Below are 22,252 nucleotides of genomic sequence, written 5' to 3'. Positions count from 1 at the left end.
ATGCTTTATATTACATATAAGATTTTAATTATTGAATGGATTACTCCACATCGGTCCGTAAATTTTAAACGAGAATGTCGCCTCTGCACTTTTGTTATCAATATATGCCTGGCCTCCCTCATATTGTTTGGTATTTAATTCTTCAGGACCATATATTGTGCCATTATACATAGGGTAGGGATTGGGTTTTTTATAAGCATACCAGGTAATTGCATTACCATGTGTGCTGTCAGGGGATGATAATCTAAGTATATATCGTGAACCTTTAATTAAAGGCGTTGATTTGAAATTAAATTCTAACCAGGCGTTATCACTAATCTTACTTATATTAATTTTGCTTTTAGCTATTATAGTGCCTGATTGATCTGCTATCTCCAGAGACAGTGTGCCTGTATTTTTCCTTGCATAAGTTGCGAGATTAAGATCAACCCTCTCCACCGAATTGTACTGTGCAATGAAATCTTGCTCAAAATCATTCTCTTTTGTGAGTTCGCCGAGAACAGAATTGATATTGGTTTGCCCAAAGTAGGGGTGGATAATTTTAATGACTGAAGGATAGAATGCCGGATAAAATGATAATAAAGTTGTGCATGATATTAACAGGCCTAGGAGGATTTTGATAATGTTGTTTTTAATACACTGAAGAGCTAAGGCGTAAATGATAACCATAGCAGGTAAGAAACCAAAAAAATATCGAGCCTGCATCGCTCCAGTATATCCCGTTTTAACATTTAAACTATGTATAGTCAAGAAGTAGAAAAGCATAAAGAGTGTGAAAGATATCAAACTTAATGCAATAAATCGCCATTGTGGCGAGTGTTCTTTTATTTTCTTATAAATTACCGTGAAAGATAAAATTGGCAGTAAGCTTAAGGTCAGCCCAAGGAGTTGTCTTCTTATGTTCCAGTCATCGAATGTTTTGTGGCCATATGGTGTTAATAAAGTGCTTAGATTTGACTGATAAAAAGCAGCGAGGTACTCCATTTTTGTAAAGCGCGGGGCATCAGGATAAGCGGCGTGGAACCAATCGCTTGGATCTCCCTGAGGAGCTGGGAAAAACTTGCCATAGGTGACATGCATATAAAGATAATAACCCAAGACACATAACATTGAAAGAAGTATGTAAATAAAGTCCAGGCATTTTAATTGTCGAAATTTTATGATCAGTTTTTTGTTTTCAATGATGCAGAATACAAAAAGAATACAAACAACAGACAAAGCCCCGGTCGCCTTCGTCAGAGAAACGATAACACCTCCTGCTAATATATAATGGAGTGTTTTTCTGACAGAATAATCATTATAGTAAAGACTAAGTCCATAAAAAGTTAGCGCACACCCTAAAATCATCAGTGGATCATTATTTATTGAAGCACTAAGCAGGACAAACATGGGTATACTAATAAGCACAAATGTTGAAAGAATTATAGATTCATTATTTACTTTAAAAGAGTGAAGGCTTTTGAAAATGAATAGTAACGTAAGTGATGATATGAAAAAATTAATAATACGTAAAGTTTTATAAAGAGACGAACTGAGTAAGATGGCTATCTTATCTATAATACCCGCGAGCACATAATAAAGAGCGGGATGTTCAAGCCTGTTTAATTTTATAGAGTTGTATGTTTTCCCGCCTGCATAATCAGGAAATCCATTTTTGGCGACATCGAGAACATACCCGAGATGCGGATTTTCATCAGGAAAAGAGCCTAAACTCGAGTTTAAATAATACCCTGAGCAAAGTATCAAAAAAATCACAATAATGATTATGGCCATTTTATTATTATTCAACAGGCTCATGACTTTTATCCTTCTTGATATTTGATAGGGTATGTGCATAAAAATAGAAGATGACATCGCCGATAACTGTGACAAAACGGCCCAGTACCACAGCTATTAATAATTCAGATTCTGGGATAATAGATTGCAGGAAAAAAACGATAACCAACTCTCTTATACCCACTCCTGCTGGTGCCCCAGGAGTGACTAAACCGGCGAGCCATGCAATGGTATAAGTACCAAATATATAGATATAATGGCTTGGTTGAATCGGATCCTTGAATGATATCTCTGTTAAAATAAAGGTAAATATTATTGCTGAAATAGATAAAAATAGTAGTTGTAATAAGAATGCATATGATAGTTGTTTGCTAAAAAATATTTTTATGACAATGAAGGTCACGATGATGCTTAACGCCGTTAATATTATACCTGCAAATTGTGATACGGTTGGTAAGATCAGGGGAATGATTAAAAATATAGAGGTGCTCCCCGCTAATGCTATTAATACTAATTCATACACATTGGATTTTAGAACTCTTTTTGAAGGATACCCGGCAGCCATGGCAATAGCCTGCCTGCCTGCGATATGAAAAATATTACCGGGAATATATTTTGCCAATTGAGATATGCCGTACGTTTTGATTGCCCATTTTTTTTTGACTGAAATCCCGAAGTGACGCAATATATCTTTCCATGCGACAGCAAGCAATAAATTTATCATGCCATAGGATATAGCCATTACCGCAATTAATATCCAAGATGAAAATGGTAAAAATCCAATATGAGCCTTTTGCCAATAACTCTGTAAGCGCGCCACGACAAATATGACACCAATTATTGCTAACCCACTCCCCAGTAGATTCAGCACGATATTAATCGTGGTTTTATTGATTTTTAACGCTGGCGACATAAAATCATTGTCCATGGTAATGGGTTTTTCACTTCTACAATAATGAAGTGTTTTTCAACTAGTTTAATGAATGATTTTTTTGACCAGTGTTGCAAGTGCCCGGGGGTGTTTCCCAGGTCTGTGACATATTTGCCGCGGGCAAGGTTGAGTGCCCGCCATATAGGTTCTCTGGGAACACTTAATATAACATAATTTTCTGCGACTCTTTTTATGGCCTTTAATCCTGCTTCAGGATCTTCCAGGTGCTCAAGCACCTCGCAGCAGACAATCAAGTCGGCAGAATCTTCACTTTTATTGAGGTCATAAATACTTCTTGTTTTAAATAATGAAGGTTGAACTTGCGCATAGTTGGAGTTTTCTTGTGCGATATTTATAACTTGCTGTGAAAAATCACATCCTCTCGCATCAATCCCTTCTTTATTCCATTTTAGTACCCAATACCCTTCACCACATCCTACTTCATGGATCGTTTTAGGAGAAACAGTTGCGACAAACCCTGAAAGAGAATTCTCGAAACCTTTCATCATCCTACGTACTATTGGATTTTTAGATGCATATTTATCATAATTATTGCCAACAACAATACCATTTTCGGTTTTTCCACCAGCGATTTTTATGGTCATCATTTTTCCTATTTCAATAATATTCTATTTTTTATGGATTTCTTTTTCAAAATGAGGATTTTTAGTGCTCAAGCATTGAGAATCTCTATTATACGACTGTGCAGTTTTAAATCGTAAATCTTCTAGCAGTTTCCTGTTCGCTGAAAGTAAATCTGCAACGAATGCAATCAGTAATGTCTGAAATCCCATGCCTAATAATATGGAGGCTAAAATTAAAGATTGTATATTTCCTGAACCATCTCCCGTAAGGTATTTTATTAAGAAACGCACTCCGATCAAGAATCCAATGATGAAAAGTGTCAGGCCAATTGTCCCAAAAAATCTGAACGGACGATAGATAACAAATATCCTTACAATTGTAATTACACTTCTTTTGATATATGAGAATGTACTCTTAACCAGTCGCGAGGGGCGTAAATCTTCATTTACCCTGATAGGAACAGATGTTATAGATATATTTTTCTGCCCGGCCTGGATAATGGTTTCCAGTGTGTAAGTATAATCACTAAAGACTATGAGTTTTTGAGCCGTTTCGCGATTTATTGCACGAAAACCGCTTGGCGCATCTGGAATGTCTGTTTTACTGGCCGTTCGCACGACCCAACTTCCCATTTTTTGAAGTAATTTTTTTAGTGGAGAAAAATGCTCAATAGCTTGAATTGGCCTTTCCCCAATGACAAATTCTGCCTGAGAAGCCAATATGGGGGCAACTAATTTGGGAATATCATCAGCATTATATTGGTTATCTGCATCGGTGTTGACGATGACGTCAGCACCGAGTTTCAAACAAGCATCAATGCCTGTCATGAAGGCGTAAGCCAAGCCCTTGTTTGTTTTATGCTTGATGATGTGATCCACACCATTATTTTTGGCCACTTCAGCGGTGTTATCCAGGCTACCATCATCAATGATGAGCCATTCCACGCAATCAAAACCCTCCACATGCCTTGGTAGCGAATTTAGCGCAATAGCTAAAGTCTCACTTTCGTTAAAACAAGGTATTTGTATGATTAATTTCAAACCACATTCCTCTGCTATTTCGGATTCAGAATATCAATAAAATGAATGCAATTAATTTAATAATTCATAAAACTTATATTTTACAGGACATATGTGAAATCAGCTTATGCCAGTTACAGATTAGCAGAAGAATCATATTTATCTAAAAAATACCTCTTAAAGAAGGAGGGTATAGTCATGACTGTATTCACTGCGTTAAATCAACCATGGTGGAATAGGCTGGACTTAGATGTCAGTGATTTTTGTATCAATTGATGATTGATCTTCTGCCCGTCGCCACCAATAATGCTTCCTTGACTCGGGGTGCCGCTCTTGCAAAAGAACGGCTGAGATTTTACCCGTACCACCTGATCTGGATAATGCCAGCGTAGGGAAGTCAGGTATCTCTCCCGATACCGCCTTCTTTAGCGCCGGTGGGGAGAACTATGAATACCCGACCTTCCGTGTTTCCCGGCGCAACATCCGCCGCTTCTTTACGACAACTTCGTGCCTCCGCGCCGCTGGTTCACTGTCTGACCAACGATGTGGTGCAATCCTTTACGGCCAATGTTCTGCTGGCGCTCGGTGCCTCACCGGCAATGGTGACTGACCCGGCCGAAGCCGCGCAGTTCAGCGCGGTGGCCGATGCCTTACTGGTGAATGTCGGCACGCTGACCCGTCCTCATGCTGAGGCGATGCTGGCAGCGATTCACGCAGCAAATCAGGCCGGAAAACCCTGGGCGCTGGATCCGGTTGCCGTCGGCGGCCTGAGCTGGCGCACGGAGTTTTGCCTTGAACTCATCAAACTTACACCCGCCGCCATCCGCGGAAACGCCTCTGAAATCCGTGCGCTTAGCGGCCTGAGTGCGTCCGGGCGTGGCGTAGACAGCGGCGATGATTCGCTGTCTGCCTTACCGGCTGCACAGCAACTGGCGCTGGAAACCGGCGCGGTGGTGGCTGTCACCGGTGAAACTGATTACGTCACCGACGGCGAACGCAGCTGGTCTGTTCCCGGCGGACATCTGATGATGACCCGCATCGTCGGCACCGGCTGTTCGTTATCAGCGGTTGTTGCGGCGTTTGCCGCATTGCCCGGCAAACGTCTGGATAACGTTGCCGCGGCATGTCGCGTCATGTCTTGTGCCGGTGAGCGTGCCTGCGCAGTGGTGAAAGGGCCGGGCAGCTTCACGCCAGAGTTTCTCGATAACCTGTATTTGATGCGCGAAGAGTGGCTGAACGGGGAAAAAATCGGATGAAAAGAGTCAATGCCCTGACCATAGCAGGTACTGACCCGAGCGGCGGCGCGGGGATCCAGGCAGATCTCAAAACCTTCTCGGCGCTCGGCGCGTATGGCACGAGCGTTATCACGGCGCTGGTGGCGCAAAATACCCGTGGCGTGCAGTCTGTTTACAACATTGAGCCGGATTTCGTGGCCGCGCAGCTCGATTCCGTACTCAGCGACGTGCGAATCGACAGCACTAAAATCGGCATGCTGGCGAACAGCCAGATTGTTGAAGCGGTCGCTGAAAGGCTTAAGTATTATCAGCCGCCTTTTGTGGTGCTTGATACCGTCATGCTGGCAAAAAGTGGCGATCCGCTGCTGTTGCCGGAGGCCGTTGATGCCGTGCGCCGTTTGCTGATTCCGCAGGTTTCAATTATTACCCCCAACCTGCCGGAAGCCGCTGCGTTACTGGAATGCCCGGTGGCGCTGACTGAAGCAGAAATGCGTGAACAGGGCGAAGCGTTACTGGCGATGGGATGTGAAGCGGTGCTGATGAAAGGCGGTCATCTGAGTGATGAAGAAAGCCCGGACTGGTTGTTTATGACCGGTTCACGCGAGCGGTTTACCGCACCGCGCGTGAATACCCGGCACACGCACGGAACGGGGTGTACATTATCGGCCGCGCTGGCGGCACTGCGACCGCGGCATAACAACTGGGCCGATACCGTACGCGAAGCAAAAGAATATCTCCAGCAGGCACTGATGCAGGCCGACTCACTGGAAGTCGGCCACGGCATCGGGCCTGTGCATCATTTCCACCGCTGGTGGTAAAACCGCTCAGGCGCGGCGCTGGGTTTCGCTCAGCGCCTCTTCTGCCTGGTGATACATCGTCAGCGCCTGTTGCAGATGCACGGCGTCAAACGGGTTTAGCGGGTAGAATTTCGCTTCTTTGCGCGGTCGCAGCATTATACGGATCTTCGTGGCCGAAACACGCTCAAACCGGTAGCTGGCAATATCCTGATTTTCCTCATCTTTCCACGACAGCAACAGCGCCGCGTGCTCACCGGTACGACGCCCGATAAACTGTTCGTGCAGCCACAATCCTTCGCATTCACCGTCTTTTTGCAGCTTCTTGCCGCTGAACCACGCGGATTCTGCCTGCATCAGCAGCGACTGTGGCGTGATTTCTTCACGCAGCTTGCGCCACAGTGGCTGGTTATTCTCCATCTGCCAGCAAGCCATGCCGAGATAATCATTCAGCTCACGCCAGTCGCTTTCCAGCTGCTCTTTCAGCTCAGGTTCCTGAATATGCATAAACTGTTGCAGACCGGTAGCCTGTTCACCCAGCTTGTTGTAAGCAATTACGGTCATGGTACGTGGCTTGCGGCGAAACGTAATCCATAGCAGAAATTTGGGAATGCGGAAGGTAATGGCCTGAATGGTCAGTTTATAGCGGTTGCCGCGTGACATGACAATTCCGTTAGACGTCCCGCGTTTGTCCTGATAATTCCTCACCAGTACCACACTGTTCTGACCCATCCAGCCCGTGACGTAGTGCTCTTTTTCGCTTTCAGCCACGTCCAGATCGCGCACGACCTGGCTGATTTTCTCGACATCGAGCTGCGATAAGGACAGCGACTGATCTGCGCTGTAGTAGCTTTTTTTCAGGGGGGATGCAGAAGGCATAAAAGTATCCACGATATTAATGTGGTTTACAGCTTACACCAAGTTGTCATACAAATTTTGGGGCTACGCCGCAAAACGGGCATCTTTTTCGGATTACGTTAACCATGATGACGAAATTTTCCGAGGCGTCTCGTATTACACCGTCTGAATACAAGGAAAAGTTTATGGATAAGCCCGTTCAGTGAACACCACGCGAGCTAGATCTGGTGGATATGCGCGTTGGCTATTTGAGATATTGTGAAGAGAACTACAGCAGTCTGGATGACGATAAACTTGGCGCATTTGGTCCGCCGGAAGCCTTCTACCATCCGCAGAAGGACTGGACCAAACTTCCCTGAAACGCGTTGTACCCCGCCCGCTGGCATTGCGCTAAAACGCGGGGAAAACTGTTTTGCCAGATCTATTCCGCATCAAACCAGTCGCTGTTTTGCTCAGCAATGGGCGTGATGGTGGAAATCATCTCCTGCAAATGAATGCGGATGGCTTTTTCGGCCGCGTCCGGATCGTGCGCTTTCAGTCCGTCAAAAATGGCGTAGTGCTGCGCGATGAGATTTTCCGGCGGCGACACTTTACTGAGCGTCAGAAACCGTACGCGATCCATCGTGGCTTTAATGTGCTCGACGGTTTCCCACGCCAGGCGGCAGTCAATAATCTGCGCGATGGTGCGGTGAAATTCATCGTCGAGTAACAGGAATTCCTGTGTTTGCTGGCTTTTTGCCGCCAGCGTCTGCCGTTCAAGATTGTGCTCCAGCAGCGCGAGATCTTTATCCGTCGCGACCATGGCGGCGCGGCGGACGACGGCGGTTTCAACGGCTTCACGAATAAAACGGCCGTCGGCCACCCGTTTGGAAGAAATTTTCATCACGTAAGTGCCGCGCTGTGGCAGAACCTGTACCAGCCCGGCTTCAGCCAGTTTGATAAAGGCTTCGCGAACCGGCTGGCGGGAAACATTAAAACGCGTGGAAATTTCTTTCTCCGACAGGAACGCCCCCGGTGCGATGGCACAGGTGACAATGTCCTGACGCAAGGTGCGGTAAATCTGCTGATTTACCGGCACATTACTGAGAAATTCAAAGGAGTCTGTCATGGGCTAAATTTGTCTTCAGAATCAGGAGAAGATAATACTAACATGAGTTTTCTCAGGATTTTGAGATTGTTAGCGCAAGGTTTTATCAAATTATTGGGAATTAATATGCTCGCGGCAATAGAGTTTTTTATAGGCCGCTGGCGTAATCCCCAGCAGCTTGCGAAAAACCCGACGAAAATAGGCCACGTCGTTAAACCCCGTCTGCCGGGCAACATCCGCAACATTGCCGGTATTACTCAGCAGTAGTTTTTCGGCCGCGGCAACCCGTTGTTTATGCAACGCATCCGTCAGCGTCATCTGAAATGTCAGGCGGAAAACCCGCCCGAGATAATCAGCGTTGCAGTGTAATCGGTCTGCCAGCTCAGAGGTCCCGAGCGGCAGATGATACTGGGTGGTAATCAGCTCACGTGCCTTGTACGCCAGCGCGACACCCGGACCGCCGGGTTCCAGATTTTCAGGCCAGGCGCGGGAGACTTCCTGCAACAATAAAATCAGAAACAGCTCCAGCGAATTTCCGCCGCGCTCCTGCTCATATAAAAATAATCTGAACAGGGTTAACAATGTTTCGGTGTCTCTGACTTTGCAGTGTTGTGGAATATCCAGCTGTAAAGAGGGATTAATTTGCTGTGATTTAATTATTGTCGTATTTTTCACAATATCAAAGTGCAGCCAATAAAACTTTAACTCAGGATCAAACGTCGTCACGCCTTTATGTTCCCTGCCGGGAAATAACAGTAAACTTTCTCCTTCATGTAAATCAAAACGGGTATTTTCTTCCTGAAGGGAGAGTGTGCCACGCACAACGTAAATCAGCTCGTGCGAACTGAGTTGCCGGGTCGGATGTGTCCCCATTCCGCGGGAAATAAACAAACCGCCATTCTGAACTTTAACCGGATAATTAACGGGAAATGAAAGCATTTCAGGCACTCATCGGGCAGGTCATGCCTGACATTAGCACAGCGGACGCGCTCTGCCAGCAGGCAGACTGGAGGGTTTGATCTGCTTCACAGATTCTGTCTGTGAGTCGGAATTGTCCCGTTTAACTACTTTATCCTCCTCTTGTTGGTTTGAGAGCCCTGTGCCAGATTGAAGGCGTACCTTATTTATCGCCCGACTGATATTCAATTTCAGCCTTATTTAACACGTTCCTGAAGCTTATAAATAACGATATAAAAGCGAGGAAAATACAATGCCAACCGATTCTATAAATACCGGCTCATCGCCGGTACGAGGCACTGACGTCATTGTGTCTGCAAACACCAAACTTTCGGTCAGTGAGAAAATTGGCTATGGATTAGGTGATGCCGGAGGCACGATAATTACCTGTCTCATTGGCAGTTTTCTCACCTTTTTCTATACCGACGTATTCGGGCTGACGCCTGCTATTGTCGGCACACTGTTTATTTCACTGCGCGTCATTGATGCAATTTCCGATCCGTTAATGGGGGTTCTGGCCGACCGGACGCAAAGCCGCTGGGGCCGTTTTCGCCCGTGGCAGTTGTGGATTGCGCTGCCGATCGGTGTGGTCGGTTTCCTGACGTTTACGGTGCCGGGTTTCAGTGGTGACGCCAAAATTGCCTATGCGTTTTTCACCTATTTTCTGTTATCCATTTCTTACACCGCGATTAACGTGCCGTATTGCGCTCTGATCAACACCATGACGACGGATCACCGCGAGGTGATGTCCTGTCAGTCCTGGCGCTTTGTCTTGTGCGGTGTGGCAGGTTTTCTGGTGTCGGTCGGATTGCCATGGCTGGTGCAGGTACTGGGAAAAGGCAATGCGGCGGTGGGTTATCAGCAGGGCGTAGGTTTGCTGTGTGCGGTTGCCGTGGTGATGTTCCTGTGGTGCTTCTTTGCCGTGCGGGAACGCCTGCCGCTGGCGCTGCTCGGGCAGTTCAGCGTCCGTGAACACATTCGCGGAATGCTGAAAAATGACCAGCTTTTGCTGGTATTGCTGATGTCTTTCCTGCTGATCAACGTGTTCAATCTGCGCGGCGGCGGTTATATGTACTTCATCACGTACGTGCTGAAAGGCGGCGCAGGTTACGCCTCGATGTTCTTCGGTATGGTGACGCTGGCGTCGATTCTCGGGGCGGTGATCGTCAATCAACTGACAAAGTTCATCGACAGCGTGCGTCTCTACATGCTGACCAATCTGGTGCTGGCGGTGTTTTCCCTGCTGTTGTGGTTCGTGCCAGTGGGCGAACAGTGGCAGACCCTCTGGCTGGGCATCATTTTCGGCCATTGCGTCATTCTTGGCTTTACGCTGCCGCTGCACTTTTCCCTGATGGCGTTTGCCGACGACTACGGCCACTGGAAAAACGGCATCCGTTCTTCCGGCATGAACTTCGCCTTCAACCTTTTCTTCATCAAACTTGCGTGGGCATCCAGCGCCGGGATCATCAGCCTGGTCTTCGTGCTGGTTTCTTATCAGGCCGGTGCAGATCACCAGACCGCAGCCTCGCTCGGCGGTATCACACTTCTCGAAACCCTGCTGCCTGCGGCAATGCATTTGCTGCTGGCGGGCACTCTGATTTTCTGCAAGCTCAACAACACATTGCTGACGCGCATGTCGCGTGAGCTGGCGGCCAAAATTTAAATGACAATAACGATTCAGGAGGTTGTATGTCTTTTTCTCCGGTTGATTCTTTAGAAGTGCCTTTGCACAAGGTGAATATTTCCGATGCGTTCTGGCTGGAATACCAGCGTCTGGTGAAAGATGTGGTCGTGCCGTATCAGTGGAAAGCGTTGAACGATGAAGTGGCGGATGCGGAGCCGAGCCACGCCATTGAAAATTTCCGTATCGCGGCAGGGCAGAGCGATGGCGAATTTTATGGGATGGTTTTTCAGGACAGCGATGTCGCTAAATGGCTGGAAGCCGTGGGCTATTTGCTGGCGAAAACGCCGGATCCGGAGCTTGAAGAAACCGCTGACCGCGTCATTGAGCTGGTCGGTGCGGTGCAGCAACCGGACGGTTATCTGAATACCTATTTCACGGTTAAGGAGCCGCAGCAGCGCTGGACAAATCTGGCGGAATGTCACGAGCTTTACTGCGCCGGACATCTGATTGAAGCAGGCGTCGCCTACGCGCAGGCCACCGGAAAAACGCGTTTGCTGGAAATCGTGTGTAAGCTTGCCGACCATATTGGTGACGTTTTCGGGCCGGGCGAGAAGCAGCTGCACGGCTATCCCGGTCACCCGGAAATCGAGCTGGCATTGATGCGTTTATACGAAGAAACCGGCGAAACGCGCTATCTCGAACTCACGCGTTATTTCGTCGAACAGCGCGGTGTACAGCCGCATTTCTACGATATCGAGTATGAAAAACGCGGCAGAACGTCGCACTGGAATACCTACGGTCCGGCGTGGATGGTGAAGGATAAAGCCTACAGCCAGGCACATTTGCCGGTGGCGTTGCAGACCACGGCCATCGGGCATGCCGTGCGGTTTGTGTATTTATACGCTGGCGTCGCGCATCTGGCGCGGCTGAGTCAGGATCAGGAAAAACGCGAAGTCTGTCAGCGCTTATGGGAAAACATGACGCAGCGGCAGATGTACATCACCGGTTCTATCGGTTCGCAAAGCAGCGGCGAAGCGTTTTCATCGGATTATGATTTGCCTAACGATACGGCGTATACCGAAACCTGCGCGTCGATTGGCCTGATGATGTTTGCCAACCGCATGTTGCAGCTCGACGCCGACAGCCGTTACGGCGATGTCATGGAGCGCGCGCTTTACAACACGGTGCTTGCCGGCATGGCGCTCGATGGCAAACATTTCTTCTACGTCAATCCACTGGAAGTCCACCCGAAAAGCATTCCCTTCAACCATATTTATGACCATGTAAAACCGGTCCGTCAGCGCTGGTTTGGCTGCGCCTGTTGCCCGCCCAATATTGCGCGGCTGCTGGCGTCTCTCGGTCATTATATATACACCCAGCGACCGGACGGCGTGGACATCAATCTCTACATCGGCAGCGATGTCGAAGCCATGATTGGCGGTAAGCCGCTGCGCCTCAAACAATCCGGCGGCTATCCGTGGGCTGAAAATGTGCTGATTGAAGTCGATACCGGTGAACCGCTCGACGCCACGCTGGCGCTGCGTTTACCCGACTGGTGCGCCAGCCCGCAGGTGACGCTTAACGGCAAGCCGCTGGACGTCGCCGCCCGTACTTCGCGTGGATATTTGCGTCTGACGCAGGAATGGCAAAAAGGGGATCGCATTGAAATGACGTTACCGATGCCGGTCACGCGTGTGAAAGGCAATGCGCTGTTGCGGCATGTCGCCGGGAAAGTCGCGGTGCAGCGCGGGCCGCTGATTTACTGCCTCGAGCAGGCCGACAACGGCAGTGAATTGCATAACATCTGTTTGCCGCAACATGCGCAGTTCCGTCTGATTGCGGGCAGCGGAATATTTGCCGGTAAAACGCTTTTACAAACGCAGGGTAAGCGAAGGACATCAAACCACGCAGAGCAGCAACCACTTTACCGTTTCAACCCGGCCACTGAAGAGGCGGTGCCGCAAACCATGACGTTCGTGCCGTACTTTACCTGGGCAAACCGCGGAGAAGGGGAGATGCGCGTCTGGGTTGATGAGGCGTAACCCGACATCCTTCGGGCTGCCGTTTCGGGCAGCCCGAAGTGATCCGTGCGGGATTACTGTTTCCAGCTGTGGTATTCACTCTTTCTTCTGCCCGGCGCGGTTTCCGGCAGCAGGGCAAGGCCGATCACTGAGATGGCGCCGAGAACAATCATGTATATCGCCAGCCCGTGATAATCGCCGCCGGTCATTTGCAGGATTTTCACCGCCACCAGCCCGAGAATTCCGCTGCCGATGAGTGATCCGATCTGCCAGATTAACGCAATGCCACTGCAACGGATCCGCGTCGGGAACAGTTCAGGGAAATATGAGGCCTGCGGGGCGTAACACATGCTGTGGCCGAAAGTCAGCGCGAGGATCATGGCAATCTGTGTTATCCAGAACGTGTCCATTTTCAGGGCCAGAAAGAAGGGAATGATTCCCACCGCCAGCAGCACCGCGCCGGCCATATACACCGGCTTACGGCCAATATGATCGGAGAGTTTGCCCATCATCGGGATGGCGAATATCTCCAGAATGACGGCTACAATCATGGTTTGCAGCAGGATACTTTCGCTCAGATGATTGGCCTTACCGAATGCCAGCACAATGACCGTGAACATGGCGAATGCGCAGGCTTCGATCAGTTTGGCGCACACGCCTTTGACGATGATCCCCGGATACAATTTGATGACTTCCACGACCGGACGCGATTCCACCGCCTTGGTTTTACGAATTTCAGTAAACACCGGCGATTCATCAATCCGCAGACGGATGAACAGCCCGACGATCACCAGCAGCAGGCTGAGCAGGAAGGGAATACGCCAGCCCCAGTCAAGCATTTGTGCGGCAGATAACTGCGATGTCAGCAGCGCAAATAAGGCCGACGGCAGAAGAAAGCCCAGCGGTGCGCCGATTTGTACCCAGCTGGCAAAAAAGCCCCGGCGTCCCGGCGGGGAATATTCGGCAGTCATCAGCACGGCGCCTGCTTGTTCTCCGCCCACGCCAAACCCCTGCAATACGCGGATTAAAATCAGCAGAACCGGTGCCCAGAACCCGATTTTTTCGTAAGTCGGTAGCAGGCCGATGCAGAAAGTCCCTAAACCGACAATCAGAATAGTGATCACCAGCGCTTTTTTGCGTCCGACTTTGTCGCCAATATGGCCAAAAACAATGCCGCCTAACGGACGGGCAAGAAACCCGACGGCGTACGTGGCGAAAGCGGCCAGCGTGCTGATCAGCGGGTCGTGGCTCGGGAAAAACAGCTGACCGAAAAACAGAACGGCCGCCGTGCCGTAGGCAAAAAAGTCGTAATATTCGGCAGCGGTGCCGATAGCGGAAGCGGCTGCGACGCGTCTTAATAATCCACGCTGTTCTTTTTCGGCAGCTTCAGAGAGAGGCTGCGATGAAATCTGTGACATGGTGAAATACTCCGGATAAACAGCAACAGTGTCGGCAAAATGCCGCGCCTTTTAGTCACGCGCGGCATTTTCATTCAGAACGTTAGCCGTGGGATAATTTAGTGGCTGGTGAATGCTTTGGGGCTTTAATCACAAAGAACACCAGAATCGCGCCGAGTGCGGCGACGCCGCCTGCGAGAATAAAGGCGCTGTCGAAATGACCGGTGTTTTGCACAATAAAGCCTGTTACGACCGGCCCGACGATACCTGAAACGCTGCCGACCAGATGGATAAAGCCGCTCGTGCCGCCAACGCGGGATTTATGCACGACGTCCTGAATAATCGCCCAGTAAATTGCGCCGGTGGTATACAGGAAGAAAATAGAAACAGACATCAGTACCACGGCAGGAACCACGCTGGTGACGATACCGGCCAGTGCGACGCAAATAGCGGCGGCAGACAGGCTGAAGACCAGAATAATTTTGCGCGACAGCAGTAAGCGGCCGGTAATATTGAAAATCTTATCGGAGATATAACCGCCCAGCGCCAGACCGACGAATCCGACAATCCACGGGATCACGGTAGTCAGGCTCATTTCTTTAATATTCAGGCCGTGTGCCTGAACCAGATAAGACGGGAACCAGCTGAGGAAGAAGAACAAAATATAGTTGTAGCAGAAGAAGGCAAACGCCGTGACCAGAATAATTGGCTGGCGTAAATAATATCCCAGACCATGCGCGGCGTGCGCCAGATCGTCTTCTTCGCTGATATTTTCATTCTTCATCTCATCGACTAAACGTAATTCTTCCGGCGAGACGCGTTTACTTTTCAGCGGATTATCCGCCACGGTAAAGAACCAGATTGCCATCCACACAATCCCGATGGCGGCAATCACCATAAAGGCCGGACGCCAGCCAAAAGACAGCGCAAGATAGCCGACGATCGGCCCGGCAACGGCGCCGCCCAGAGGCGAACCGGCGCTGAGAAGCCCTACCGCGGTGGCGGCTTTTTTCTTCGGGAACCAGCCGTTAATCATCTTATTGGCGGAAGCGCAGATCGGGCCTTCGGCCATACCGAATAATACCCGCAATATCAGCATGGAATAAAAGCCGGTGGCGATGGCAGTCATTCCGCAAAATAGAGACCACAGCCCGACGGCTAATCCCATCACGACCGTTGGCCCGAATTTATCGACGGCCAGACCACCAATGAAATTGAATATGGCATAACCAAAGAAGAAACTGCCGAATATTATCCCGAACTGCTCAGGATTAATGGTCAGTTCTTTTTCTATCATCGGTACCGTAATAGACAGCGCTACACGGTCGAGATAGTTGATCATATAAACCATGAACAGCAGGAATACGATGATCCAGCGTAGGTTCTTAAACATAGGTAAGGTGCTCCACTTGGTGTTGTTTTAATAGTGTTGCGTTCTTTGTAGGTAGAATATGAGGTACGGTTTGCGGAAAGATTTAAAAATCCTCCCGCAGTTTCAAACAATTAAAATAAAAACGGTCTTCAGAACGTCAGCAGAACTTTGCAGCAGGAACGTTGATCTTTTTCAAACAGCGTCAGTGCAGCTTCCACATCTCCGGCGGGCATCCAGTGCGTCACCAGTTTTTCAGGCGTGATTTTTCCCTGTTCCATCCATTCAATGACCTGCGGGAACCGGTGACTGTTCAGGCGCGAAGAGAACAGCGAAATCTCTTTGCTGGTAATACTTTGCTGCGTGATGGTGCTCGGCTCGCCAGAGAAGCCCATCATGCCGATACGCGCGGCCGGTGAAGCCAGCAAAATGGCTTCCTGCAAAATCGCCGGATGGCAGGCAGCATCAACGATAATCGTCGGGCGCACGCCTTCAGCGGACAGCACCTCAGCCACATTGCGTTCGCTGTTATTGATGGTCCAGTCGGCACCGCTGTCGAGTGCCATATGCAGACGTTCTTCAATGCGATCGGTGACGATCACATTCTTAACGCCGTACACACCTTTCAGCACCTGAATCACCGTCAGCCCCATCGGGCCTGCGCCGTACACCAGCGCGGTATCCTGAGGAGTCGGTTTCAAAAATGCCGTGATATTGGCGGCAATGGTGAAAGGTTCGACCATGCTGGCGAGTTTGTCAGGAATGGACGCCGGGACGTTATAGGCGTTTTTCGCCGGAGCGCAGGCGTAATCGCTGAAACCGCCGTCGCGGTGAACGCCGATCACCTGTAACTCGTTGCAGACATTAGGCCGCCCGACGGAGCACGGATAGCAATGTCCGCAGCTTACCACCGGGTCAATGACCACACGTTCGCCGATGCGTGCCGTATCAACGCCTTCACCGACGCTGTCGATATGGCCGAAGAACTCATGGCCGATTACGCGCGGGTATTTCGCGAACGGATTGTGGCCGTGATAAATGTGGACATCGGAGCCGCAAATGCCTGCGTAACTCACCCGAACTCGTACCTCGCCGGCGGCAGGTACCGGCAAAGCACGTTGCTCGATGACTAATTTTCCCGGTTCTTGTATCACGACGCTGTTCATTTTTCGTTCCCTCACCAGTTCCACAAAGTGCCGTCTTCAAGACGGGCCACCGGCAGATAGGCCGGTTCATACGGATATTTCGCGGCGAGTTTTTCGTCAAACTCAATGCCCAGCCCGGGTTTTTCGCCAGGATGCATGTAGCCGTTATCGAAGGTCCAGTTATGCGGAAACACTTCCAGCATCTGTTCGGAATAGCCCATGTATTCCTGCACGCCAAAGTTCGGTACCCACAGATCGAAGTGCAGGGCAGCCGCCATGCAGACTGGCGAGAGGTCAGACGGGCCGTGCGAACCGGTTCGCACCTGATAAAGCGACGCGAAATCGGCGATGCGGCGCATCCCCGTAATGCCGCCCGCGTGGGTCAGCGTGGTACGGATATAGTCGATCAGCTGTTCTTCAATAAGCTGTTTGCAATCCCAGATACTGTTGAAGACCTCGCCGACGGCAATGGGTGTGACCGTGTGCTGGCGGATCAGGCGGAAACATTCCTGATTCTCGGCAGGCGTCGGATCTTCCATCCAGAACAGGCGATATTCTTCGATGCTTTTGCCAAAACGCGCGGCTTCGATGGGCGTCAGGCGGTGATGCATGTCGTGCAGCAGATGTTCGTCAAAACCGAATTTGTTGCGCACGGCTTCAAAGAGTTTTGGCGTGAAATCGAGGTATTTTTCCGTGGACCACAGTTGCTCTTCCGGCCAGTTACCTTTGGTGGCGGGTTCGTACGCCAGACCTTTGCCTTTCGCCATGCCGTAAGTAGTTTTCATACCCGGCACGCCGCACTGGGCGCGGATCGCCTTAAAGCCCAGCTCTTTGTGTTTGGCATAATCATCGAGCACTTCGTCGATGGAATGACCGGTGGTGTGGCAGTAAACCATCACGCCGGTGCGGGATGCGCCGCCGAGCAACTGATACAACGGCATATTGGCGGCTTTTGCTTTAATATCCCACAGCGCCATATCGACCGCCGAAATGGCCGACATCGTGACCGGACCGCGACGCCAGTACGCGCCTTTGTAGAAGAACTGCCAGATGTCTTCAATCTGATGCGCGTCGCGCCCGATAAGCTGCGGGCAAACGTGATCTTTCAGATAAGATGCGACCGGCAGCTCCCGGCCGTTCAGGGTGGCATCGCCGATACCGGTCAGACCGCTGTCGGTAGTGATTTTTAACGTCACAAAGTTGCGACCCGGGCAAGTGACAAAGACTTCAGCATTCACGATTTTCATCGGTTACGACCTTTTGCAGTAAATGTTAGATGCATTTTCTTTGGTTATAAATACGCCTTAAGCTAACTACCATACAAGTATGTAAATTTGTTTTGCCGGAGGCGATCACATTTTGAGCGGAGATTTATGCGGAAAAACTCCGCCAGGCAGAAATGAAAACGCCTGCAACAGGCAGGCGTTTCAGAGGGTGAGCAGGAAAAGACTATTCGGCCAGCCTCATCACTTCATCCCAGACGGCATCGTCGACGGGTATACCAAGACGGCGGTTTTGTTCGCGGTTTAACGCCGCCGTCTGGCCGGGATAGCGTACATCGCGGTTGTTTTCGGCGGGCTCTGACTGATTCACGTAATCCGCCACGCTGTCGGCCATGTGTTCGGTGAATTGCGTACCGCCAAGCTGCACCGGGTCGAAGACCATGAAAATCTGGCTCGCACCGGTGCAACTGCCTTCGCCAATTTTATCGATTTCATTGGTCGGTGAACCGGCGGAGAGCAGTGCGGCCATGGCGTCGAGCACAATCGCCAGTCCGGAACCTTTCCAGTAACCGGCGGGCAAAATACGCATGGAAGCCTCTATCGGGCCGGGATCGTCAGTGAGATTTCCCTGGCTGTCATAGCCGCCGGGATACGGCAATTTTTCATTTTTGAGCCGCGTCACCTGCAACTTGCCGTAGGAATATTGCGACATCGCCATATCCAGCACGATCGGGCCTTTGGCTCTCGGTACCGCCATCACAAACGGGTTATTGCCGATGCGGGTATTTTTGCCGCCCCAGGCGGGCATGCACGATTCGGTGTTCGTCCAGCAAATAGCAGCCAGCCCGCGTGTGGCGGCGTGCCAGCCATAACTTCCGCCGCGCATCCAGTGGCTGCTGTTTTTCATTGCCACAATCCCGACGCCGTATTCTCTTGCCATTTCGGCGGCTTTTTCGACGGCAAACAGTGCATTGGTGATGCCGATCCCACGGTTGCCGTTATAAATGGCAATGGCGCCAAGCGATTTTTCCTGCACGGGTTTGGCGTGAATATTGATCCAGCCTTTCTGAACGTAATCGACAAAGCGTGCCACCCGGTTCAGGCCGTGCGAAGCAATGCCGTCGCAGCTTGATTCGGTGTGGATCCGCGCACACGTCCGCGCGCTTTCTTCATCCAGCCCCGCTTTGAGCAAGGCGCGCTGGATGGTTTCTTGCATCAGGCTGAATTCAATTCTTTGCATTATCGGCTCCGGTAGAAAGTTCAGGTGAGGTCAGCGGGGAATAGTCTTCTGTCTGGCTAAGAATATTGTTATTACCCCAACATTTTTCGTAAGGCCAGCCGGTCAGTTGCTCGGCGATTAAACGGGTTTCCGGTGCCACATCATATTTACTGCCACCGGCTTTCAGCCGTTCAATTTCATTGACCAGCAGGGAATGGTTATGGCGGGTAAGGCGAAACTTCATGGAGCTGTAAAGGCCAATCAGCAGAAAGACCACCGAGCCAGTGCCAAATACCAGCGTAATTCCGTACACCGCTTCCGCGGGTTGTGTCGCGCTTTTCGGCGTAAATCCGTAATGTTGTAATAACAGGCCTACGGTAAATAACGCCACGGCCTGAACGGCTTTACGCACAAAAGTCATCACGCCGGCGAAAATACCTTCTCGGCGTTTCCCTGTCAGCATTTCATCGACATCAGGAATAAAACTGTAGATATTCCAGCAGACATAACTGGTCCCGGAACGTCCGACGCCCATTAAAATAACGGAGAGATAAATCAGTGCCATATTAAAAGGCAGTTGCAGCAGATGAATAGATAAAAATAACCCGACGCTCGCCAGCATAAAGAGTTGTGCAATCCGATACGCTGAGCCGTTACCTAATTTCATACACAGGAAAATAAATAAGGCCACGCAGATAAACTGAATCAGTGTCATAAGCGTCATCGCATTGGACGCCGTTACGGCATTTTGCCCGAGGACAAAAATAATGTAGTAAGCGAGAACGGCACCGAGGACATCCAGCGCGACATAACCGCCCAGATACATCCCGACGTGCTGGCGAAAAGTCCGCACTTTCATGGTGGAAACCAGGGATTTAAACAGGTGCTTCATGTCACGGCGGAAAGACAATTTCGGCGTGGCCACATCAACGGGGATCGGGCGTTCCCAGGTGTAGAAATAGAGCAGCAGGATCACCACGGCGAACAGCACGCCAAATATCACGCCCATAATCAGAAATGATGAAGACGAATCTTCTCCGAGATACGCAATAATTCGTCCCGGAAGCCAGGCGGCTAATATTGCAGCGCCGGTTGAAAAGAACATTCTGACGCCGGTGAGTTTGGTGCGCATTTTAAAACTGGAGGTCATTTCAGCCGCCAGCGTTTCATAAGGCACAATCGCCAGCGTGTAAGCTGCGTAAAATAAAATATACGTCAGCAGGTAATACCAGAATCCCATGCCGCTGATCCACATAATAATGTAGGTCACCATAATCAGCGGAGCGCCAAATAAGAAGAAGAACCCGCGGCGGCCATACTTTTTACCCAGAGGGTTACGGTAAAAATTATCGGTCACATATCCCATCAGCGGATCGAAAAATGCATCCAGCAACCGGGCAGAAGCAATAACAGCACCGGCCTCCGCCGGGCTTAATCCGGCGTAGGTGGTATAGAAAAACATAATCCATAAACCTAATACCGCAAAACAACCACCGCCGAAGAAATCTCCTCCGCCATAGGCCAGCATATTTTTGAGTGATATCGGTCTTTCTTTATGATGATTAATCATAATACCCCTGTGTTCCGTATTATTTTTGGCGATATCGGATAAGTGAGAGTCGTGAAAACAAACTTATTGGGATGCCGCAGACGTTCAGGAATAAAAAATCCGTTGGCGTCAGCAGAATAAAACTAGGCAACTGGTATCTACCATACAAGTATGTGAATCAGGATTTATCGGAAGGGATCACAAAAATAAACGCAAATTTCCTCTGTACTGTAAGGCAGATCACAGTACAGAGAATGAGCAGTCAGGGCAGGGGAAGTTCGGGGAATTAGCCGAGTAACTCGCAGTTTGGCGGCAGACGGCACTGAATCGCGTTGGGAAGAACTTCGATGCGGAACCGTTTTCCGGTCAGCGGCTCGCCGTCGAGATTGAACGTCATGTCGTGCGGCGCGTTGATTTCCAGCCACGGCAGACTGGCGGAAACGATGTTCTTATTCTCTTCGTTGTTGATCAGGCTGCGCAGGAAAGAGGGCAACAGCTCTTCGGAGGTCAGCAAACGCAGCTGCAACAGACCGTCGTTAATCAGCGCGTCCGGGCAAATTTGCTGCCCGCCACCGGCCTGGCGGCCATTGCCGATACCGATGACCAGCGCGTCGCCCTGCCAGCTGAAATCCGGCCCTTTGATTTCGCAGCTGTCCGCTTTCAGCGTATCAAGACGTAAAAGTCCGTGAATAAAATAGGAAACGCCACCCAGTGCGGCTTTCAGTTTTTCCGGCGTTTCGGTGGTGATCCGCGTGCCAAATCCACCGGTCGCCATGTTAATAAAGAAGTGCTGGTCGTTTACTTTCGCCAGATCGATATCCACGACGCGGCCTTTCACCGCCAGCTGAAGCGCCTGTTCCGGTGAGAGCGGAATATTACAGCCTGTCGCGAAATCATTGGCCGTGCCCAGCGGGATAATACCGAGTGCCGGTGCATCTGCGCCAAGCTGGGCCAGCGCGCCCGCGACTTCGTTGATCGTGCCATCACCGCCACCGGCAATCACCGTCTCGCAGCCCAGCTCTACGGCTTCTGCCACATAGCGCGCGGCGTCTCCGTATTCCCAGGTGACGCGCACGCTGAGTTTCACGCCTTCTTCACGCAGCGCACCGACGGCTTCCCGCAGTTCTTCATTCCCTGCCCCTTTTCCGTTTAAGATCAGCAGTGCAGCGCCCGTGTCCTTCATATCATCTCCTTATCATTCATAGGCTTTAACAATAGATGATAAAGACCGTATTTGGCTATCGGATTAATCACTTAATAATTTAATCGCCTGTTAAATAATTTCGGTTAAATTAATTCAAAAAATGGCGTATTTATCGGGCGGGAGTTAATTAAAGTGAAGGGAAAGTAAAACGTTATTCTTCTCAATAACAGGAAAAAAGAAAGAGATTGAATACAAAAAGAAAAGCCAGCTCAAGGGAGATTGAGCTGGCCAAGGAGGTGGTTCCTAGTGTGGTCCGGTG

Annotated in this window: 19 protein-coding genes and 1 riboswitch; of the genes, 5 read left to right on the top strand and 14 right to left on the bottom strand. The window is 49.9% G+C overall.

The genetic code is table 11. The features are described 5' to 3' along the window. Positions 1-24: 24 nt before the first annotated feature. The 4 genes from GW579_RS08290 to GW579_RS08275 are packed head-to-tail and all read right to left on the bottom strand — an operon-like array spanning position 25 to position 4,332. Positions 25-1,797 carry an ArnT family glycosyltransferase gene (locus GW579_RS08290; RefSeq protein ID WP_165058472.1) on the bottom strand — a complete coding sequence of 591 codons (1,773 nt, stop codon included), beginning with the start codon at positions 1,795-1,797 and terminating at the stop codon, positions 25-27. Further along, complete coding sequence (locus tag GW579_RS08285) at positions 1,781-2,689, bottom strand: hypothetical protein (RefSeq protein WP_165058471.1); 909 nt, start codon at positions 2,687-2,689, stop codon at positions 1,781-1,783. The genes GW579_RS08290 and GW579_RS08285 overlap by 17 nt, the downstream gene beginning before the upstream one ends. Further along, a complete protein-coding gene (locus tag GW579_RS08280; RefSeq protein WP_235937324.1) occupies positions 2,674-3,315 on the bottom strand; it encodes a class I SAM-dependent methyltransferase in 642 nt (213 codons plus the stop codon). The genes GW579_RS08285 and GW579_RS08280 overlap by 16 nt, the downstream gene beginning before the upstream one ends. Positions 3,316-3,336: 21 nt before the next feature. Then, positions 3,337-4,332 (bottom strand): glycosyltransferase family 2 protein, encoded by a 996-nt coding sequence (locus GW579_RS08275; protein ID WP_165058469.1) that lies wholly within the window; start codon positions 4,330-4,332, stop codon positions 3,337-3,339. A 289-nt stretch (positions 4,333-4,621) separates the two neighbouring features. Further along, a riboswitch (TPP riboswitch) is annotated at positions 4,622-4,723 on the top strand. 34 nt (positions 4,724-4,757) lie between these two features. Here GW579_RS08275 and thiM point away from each other — a divergent pair. Further along, positions 4,758-5,567 carry a hydroxyethylthiazole kinase gene (gene thiM, locus GW579_RS08270; protein WP_165058467.1) on the top strand — a complete coding sequence of 270 codons (810 nt, stop codon included), beginning with the start codon at positions 4,758-4,760 and terminating at the stop codon, positions 5,565-5,567. Beyond that, the gene (gene thiD / locus GW579_RS08265; RefSeq protein WP_165058465.1) at positions 5,564-6,364 is read left to right on the top strand and encodes a bifunctional hydroxymethylpyrimidine kinase/phosphomethylpyrimidine kinase; all 801 of its coding nucleotides are present in this window, start codon (positions 5,564-5,566) and stop codon (positions 6,362-6,364) included. The genes thiM and thiD overlap by 4 nt, the downstream gene beginning before the upstream one ends. Positions 6,365-6,370: 6 nt before the next feature. Here thiD and GW579_RS08260 read toward each other — a convergent pair whose 3' ends face one another. After that, on the bottom strand, positions 6,371-7,219 hold the full coding sequence (locus GW579_RS08260; RefSeq protein ID WP_165058463.1) for a hypothetical protein: 849 nt from the start codon (positions 7,217-7,219) through the stop codon (positions 6,371-6,373). A 212-nt stretch (positions 7,220-7,431) separates the two neighbouring features. Between GW579_RS08260 and GW579_RS23885 the strand changes: the two genes are divergently transcribed. After that, on the top strand, positions 7,432-7,557 hold the full coding sequence (locus tag GW579_RS23885; protein WP_268959564.1) for a hypothetical protein: 126 nt from the start codon (positions 7,432-7,434) through the stop codon (positions 7,555-7,557). Between the two features lie 62 nt (positions 7,558-7,619). Here GW579_RS23885 and GW579_RS08255 read toward each other — a convergent pair whose 3' ends face one another. Both GW579_RS08255 and GW579_RS08250 read right to left on the bottom strand, forming a co-directional pair. After that, a complete protein-coding gene (locus GW579_RS08255) occupies positions 7,620-8,306 on the bottom strand; it encodes a GntR family transcriptional regulator (protein ID WP_013574394.1) in 687 nt (228 codons plus the stop codon). A 90-nt stretch (positions 8,307-8,396) separates the two neighbouring features. Continuing rightward, complete coding sequence (locus tag GW579_RS08250) at positions 8,397-9,224, bottom strand: helix-turn-helix domain-containing protein (protein ID WP_206738765.1); 828 nt, start codon at positions 9,222-9,224, stop codon at positions 8,397-8,399. 271 nt (positions 9,225-9,495) lie between these two features. On the opposite strand from GW579_RS08250, the gene GW579_RS08245 reads away from it, so the two are divergent. Then, complete coding sequence (locus GW579_RS08245) at positions 9,496-10,905, top strand: MFS transporter (protein WP_165058460.1); 1,410 nt, start codon at positions 9,496-9,498, stop codon at positions 10,903-10,905. 26 nt (positions 10,906-10,931) lie between these two features. Continuing rightward, positions 10,932-12,908 (top strand): glycoside hydrolase family 127 protein, encoded by a 1,977-nt coding sequence (locus GW579_RS08240; RefSeq protein WP_165058458.1) that lies wholly within the window; start codon positions 10,932-10,934, stop codon positions 12,906-12,908. Positions 12,909-12,961: 53 nt separating this feature from the next. On the opposite strand, the gene GW579_RS08235 is transcribed toward GW579_RS08240, so the two are convergent. The 7 genes from GW579_RS08235 to yegS all read right to left on the bottom strand — a co-directional run bounded on the left by GW579_RS08235 (position 12,962) and on the right by yegS (position 21,972). Continuing rightward, complete coding sequence (locus tag GW579_RS08235; RefSeq protein ID WP_152324543.1) at positions 12,962-14,305, bottom strand: MFS transporter; 1,344 nt, start codon at positions 14,303-14,305, stop codon at positions 12,962-12,964. A gap of 82 nt (positions 14,306-14,387) precedes the next feature. Further along, positions 14,388-15,677, bottom strand: a complete 1,290-nt coding sequence (locus GW579_RS08230; protein ID WP_165058456.1) for an MFS transporter — start codon at positions 15,675-15,677, stop codon at positions 14,388-14,390. A 128-nt stretch (positions 15,678-15,805) separates the two neighbouring features. Next, entirely contained in the window at positions 15,806-16,819 is a 1,014-nt protein-coding gene (locus GW579_RS08225; protein ID WP_152324541.1) for a Zn-dependent oxidoreductase, read from the bottom strand. 11 nt (positions 16,820-16,830) lie between these two features. Next, on the bottom strand, positions 16,831-18,045 hold the full coding sequence (rspA, locus tag GW579_RS08220; RefSeq protein WP_152324540.1) for a starvation-sensing protein RspA: 1,215 nt from the start codon (positions 18,043-18,045) through the stop codon (positions 16,831-16,833). Between the two features lie 202 nt (positions 18,046-18,247). Next, positions 18,248-19,261 (bottom strand): 3-dehydro-L-gulonate 2-dehydrogenase, encoded by a 1,014-nt coding sequence (gene yiaK, locus GW579_RS08215; protein WP_152324539.1) that lies wholly within the window; start codon positions 19,259-19,261, stop codon positions 18,248-18,250. Then, a complete protein-coding gene (locus tag GW579_RS08210) occupies positions 19,248-20,810 on the bottom strand; it encodes an MFS transporter (protein WP_152324538.1) in 1,563 nt (520 codons plus the stop codon). Before GW579_RS08210 ends, yiaK begins: the two co-directional genes overlap by 14 nt. 265 nt (positions 20,811-21,075) lie before the next feature. After that, the gene (gene yegS / locus GW579_RS08205) at positions 21,076-21,972 is read right to left on the bottom strand and encodes a lipid kinase YegS (protein WP_152324537.1); all 897 of its coding nucleotides are present in this window, start codon (positions 21,970-21,972) and stop codon (positions 21,076-21,078) included. Positions 21,973-22,252: the final 280 nt, after the last annotated feature.

Origin of the sequence: Rahnella contaminans, assembly GCF_011065485.1 — a bacterium.
GTDB lineage: Bacteria > Pseudomonadota > Gammaproteobacteria > Enterobacterales > Enterobacteriaceae > Rahnella > Rahnella contaminans.
This window is presented reverse-complemented; position numbering and strand designations above follow the sequence as displayed.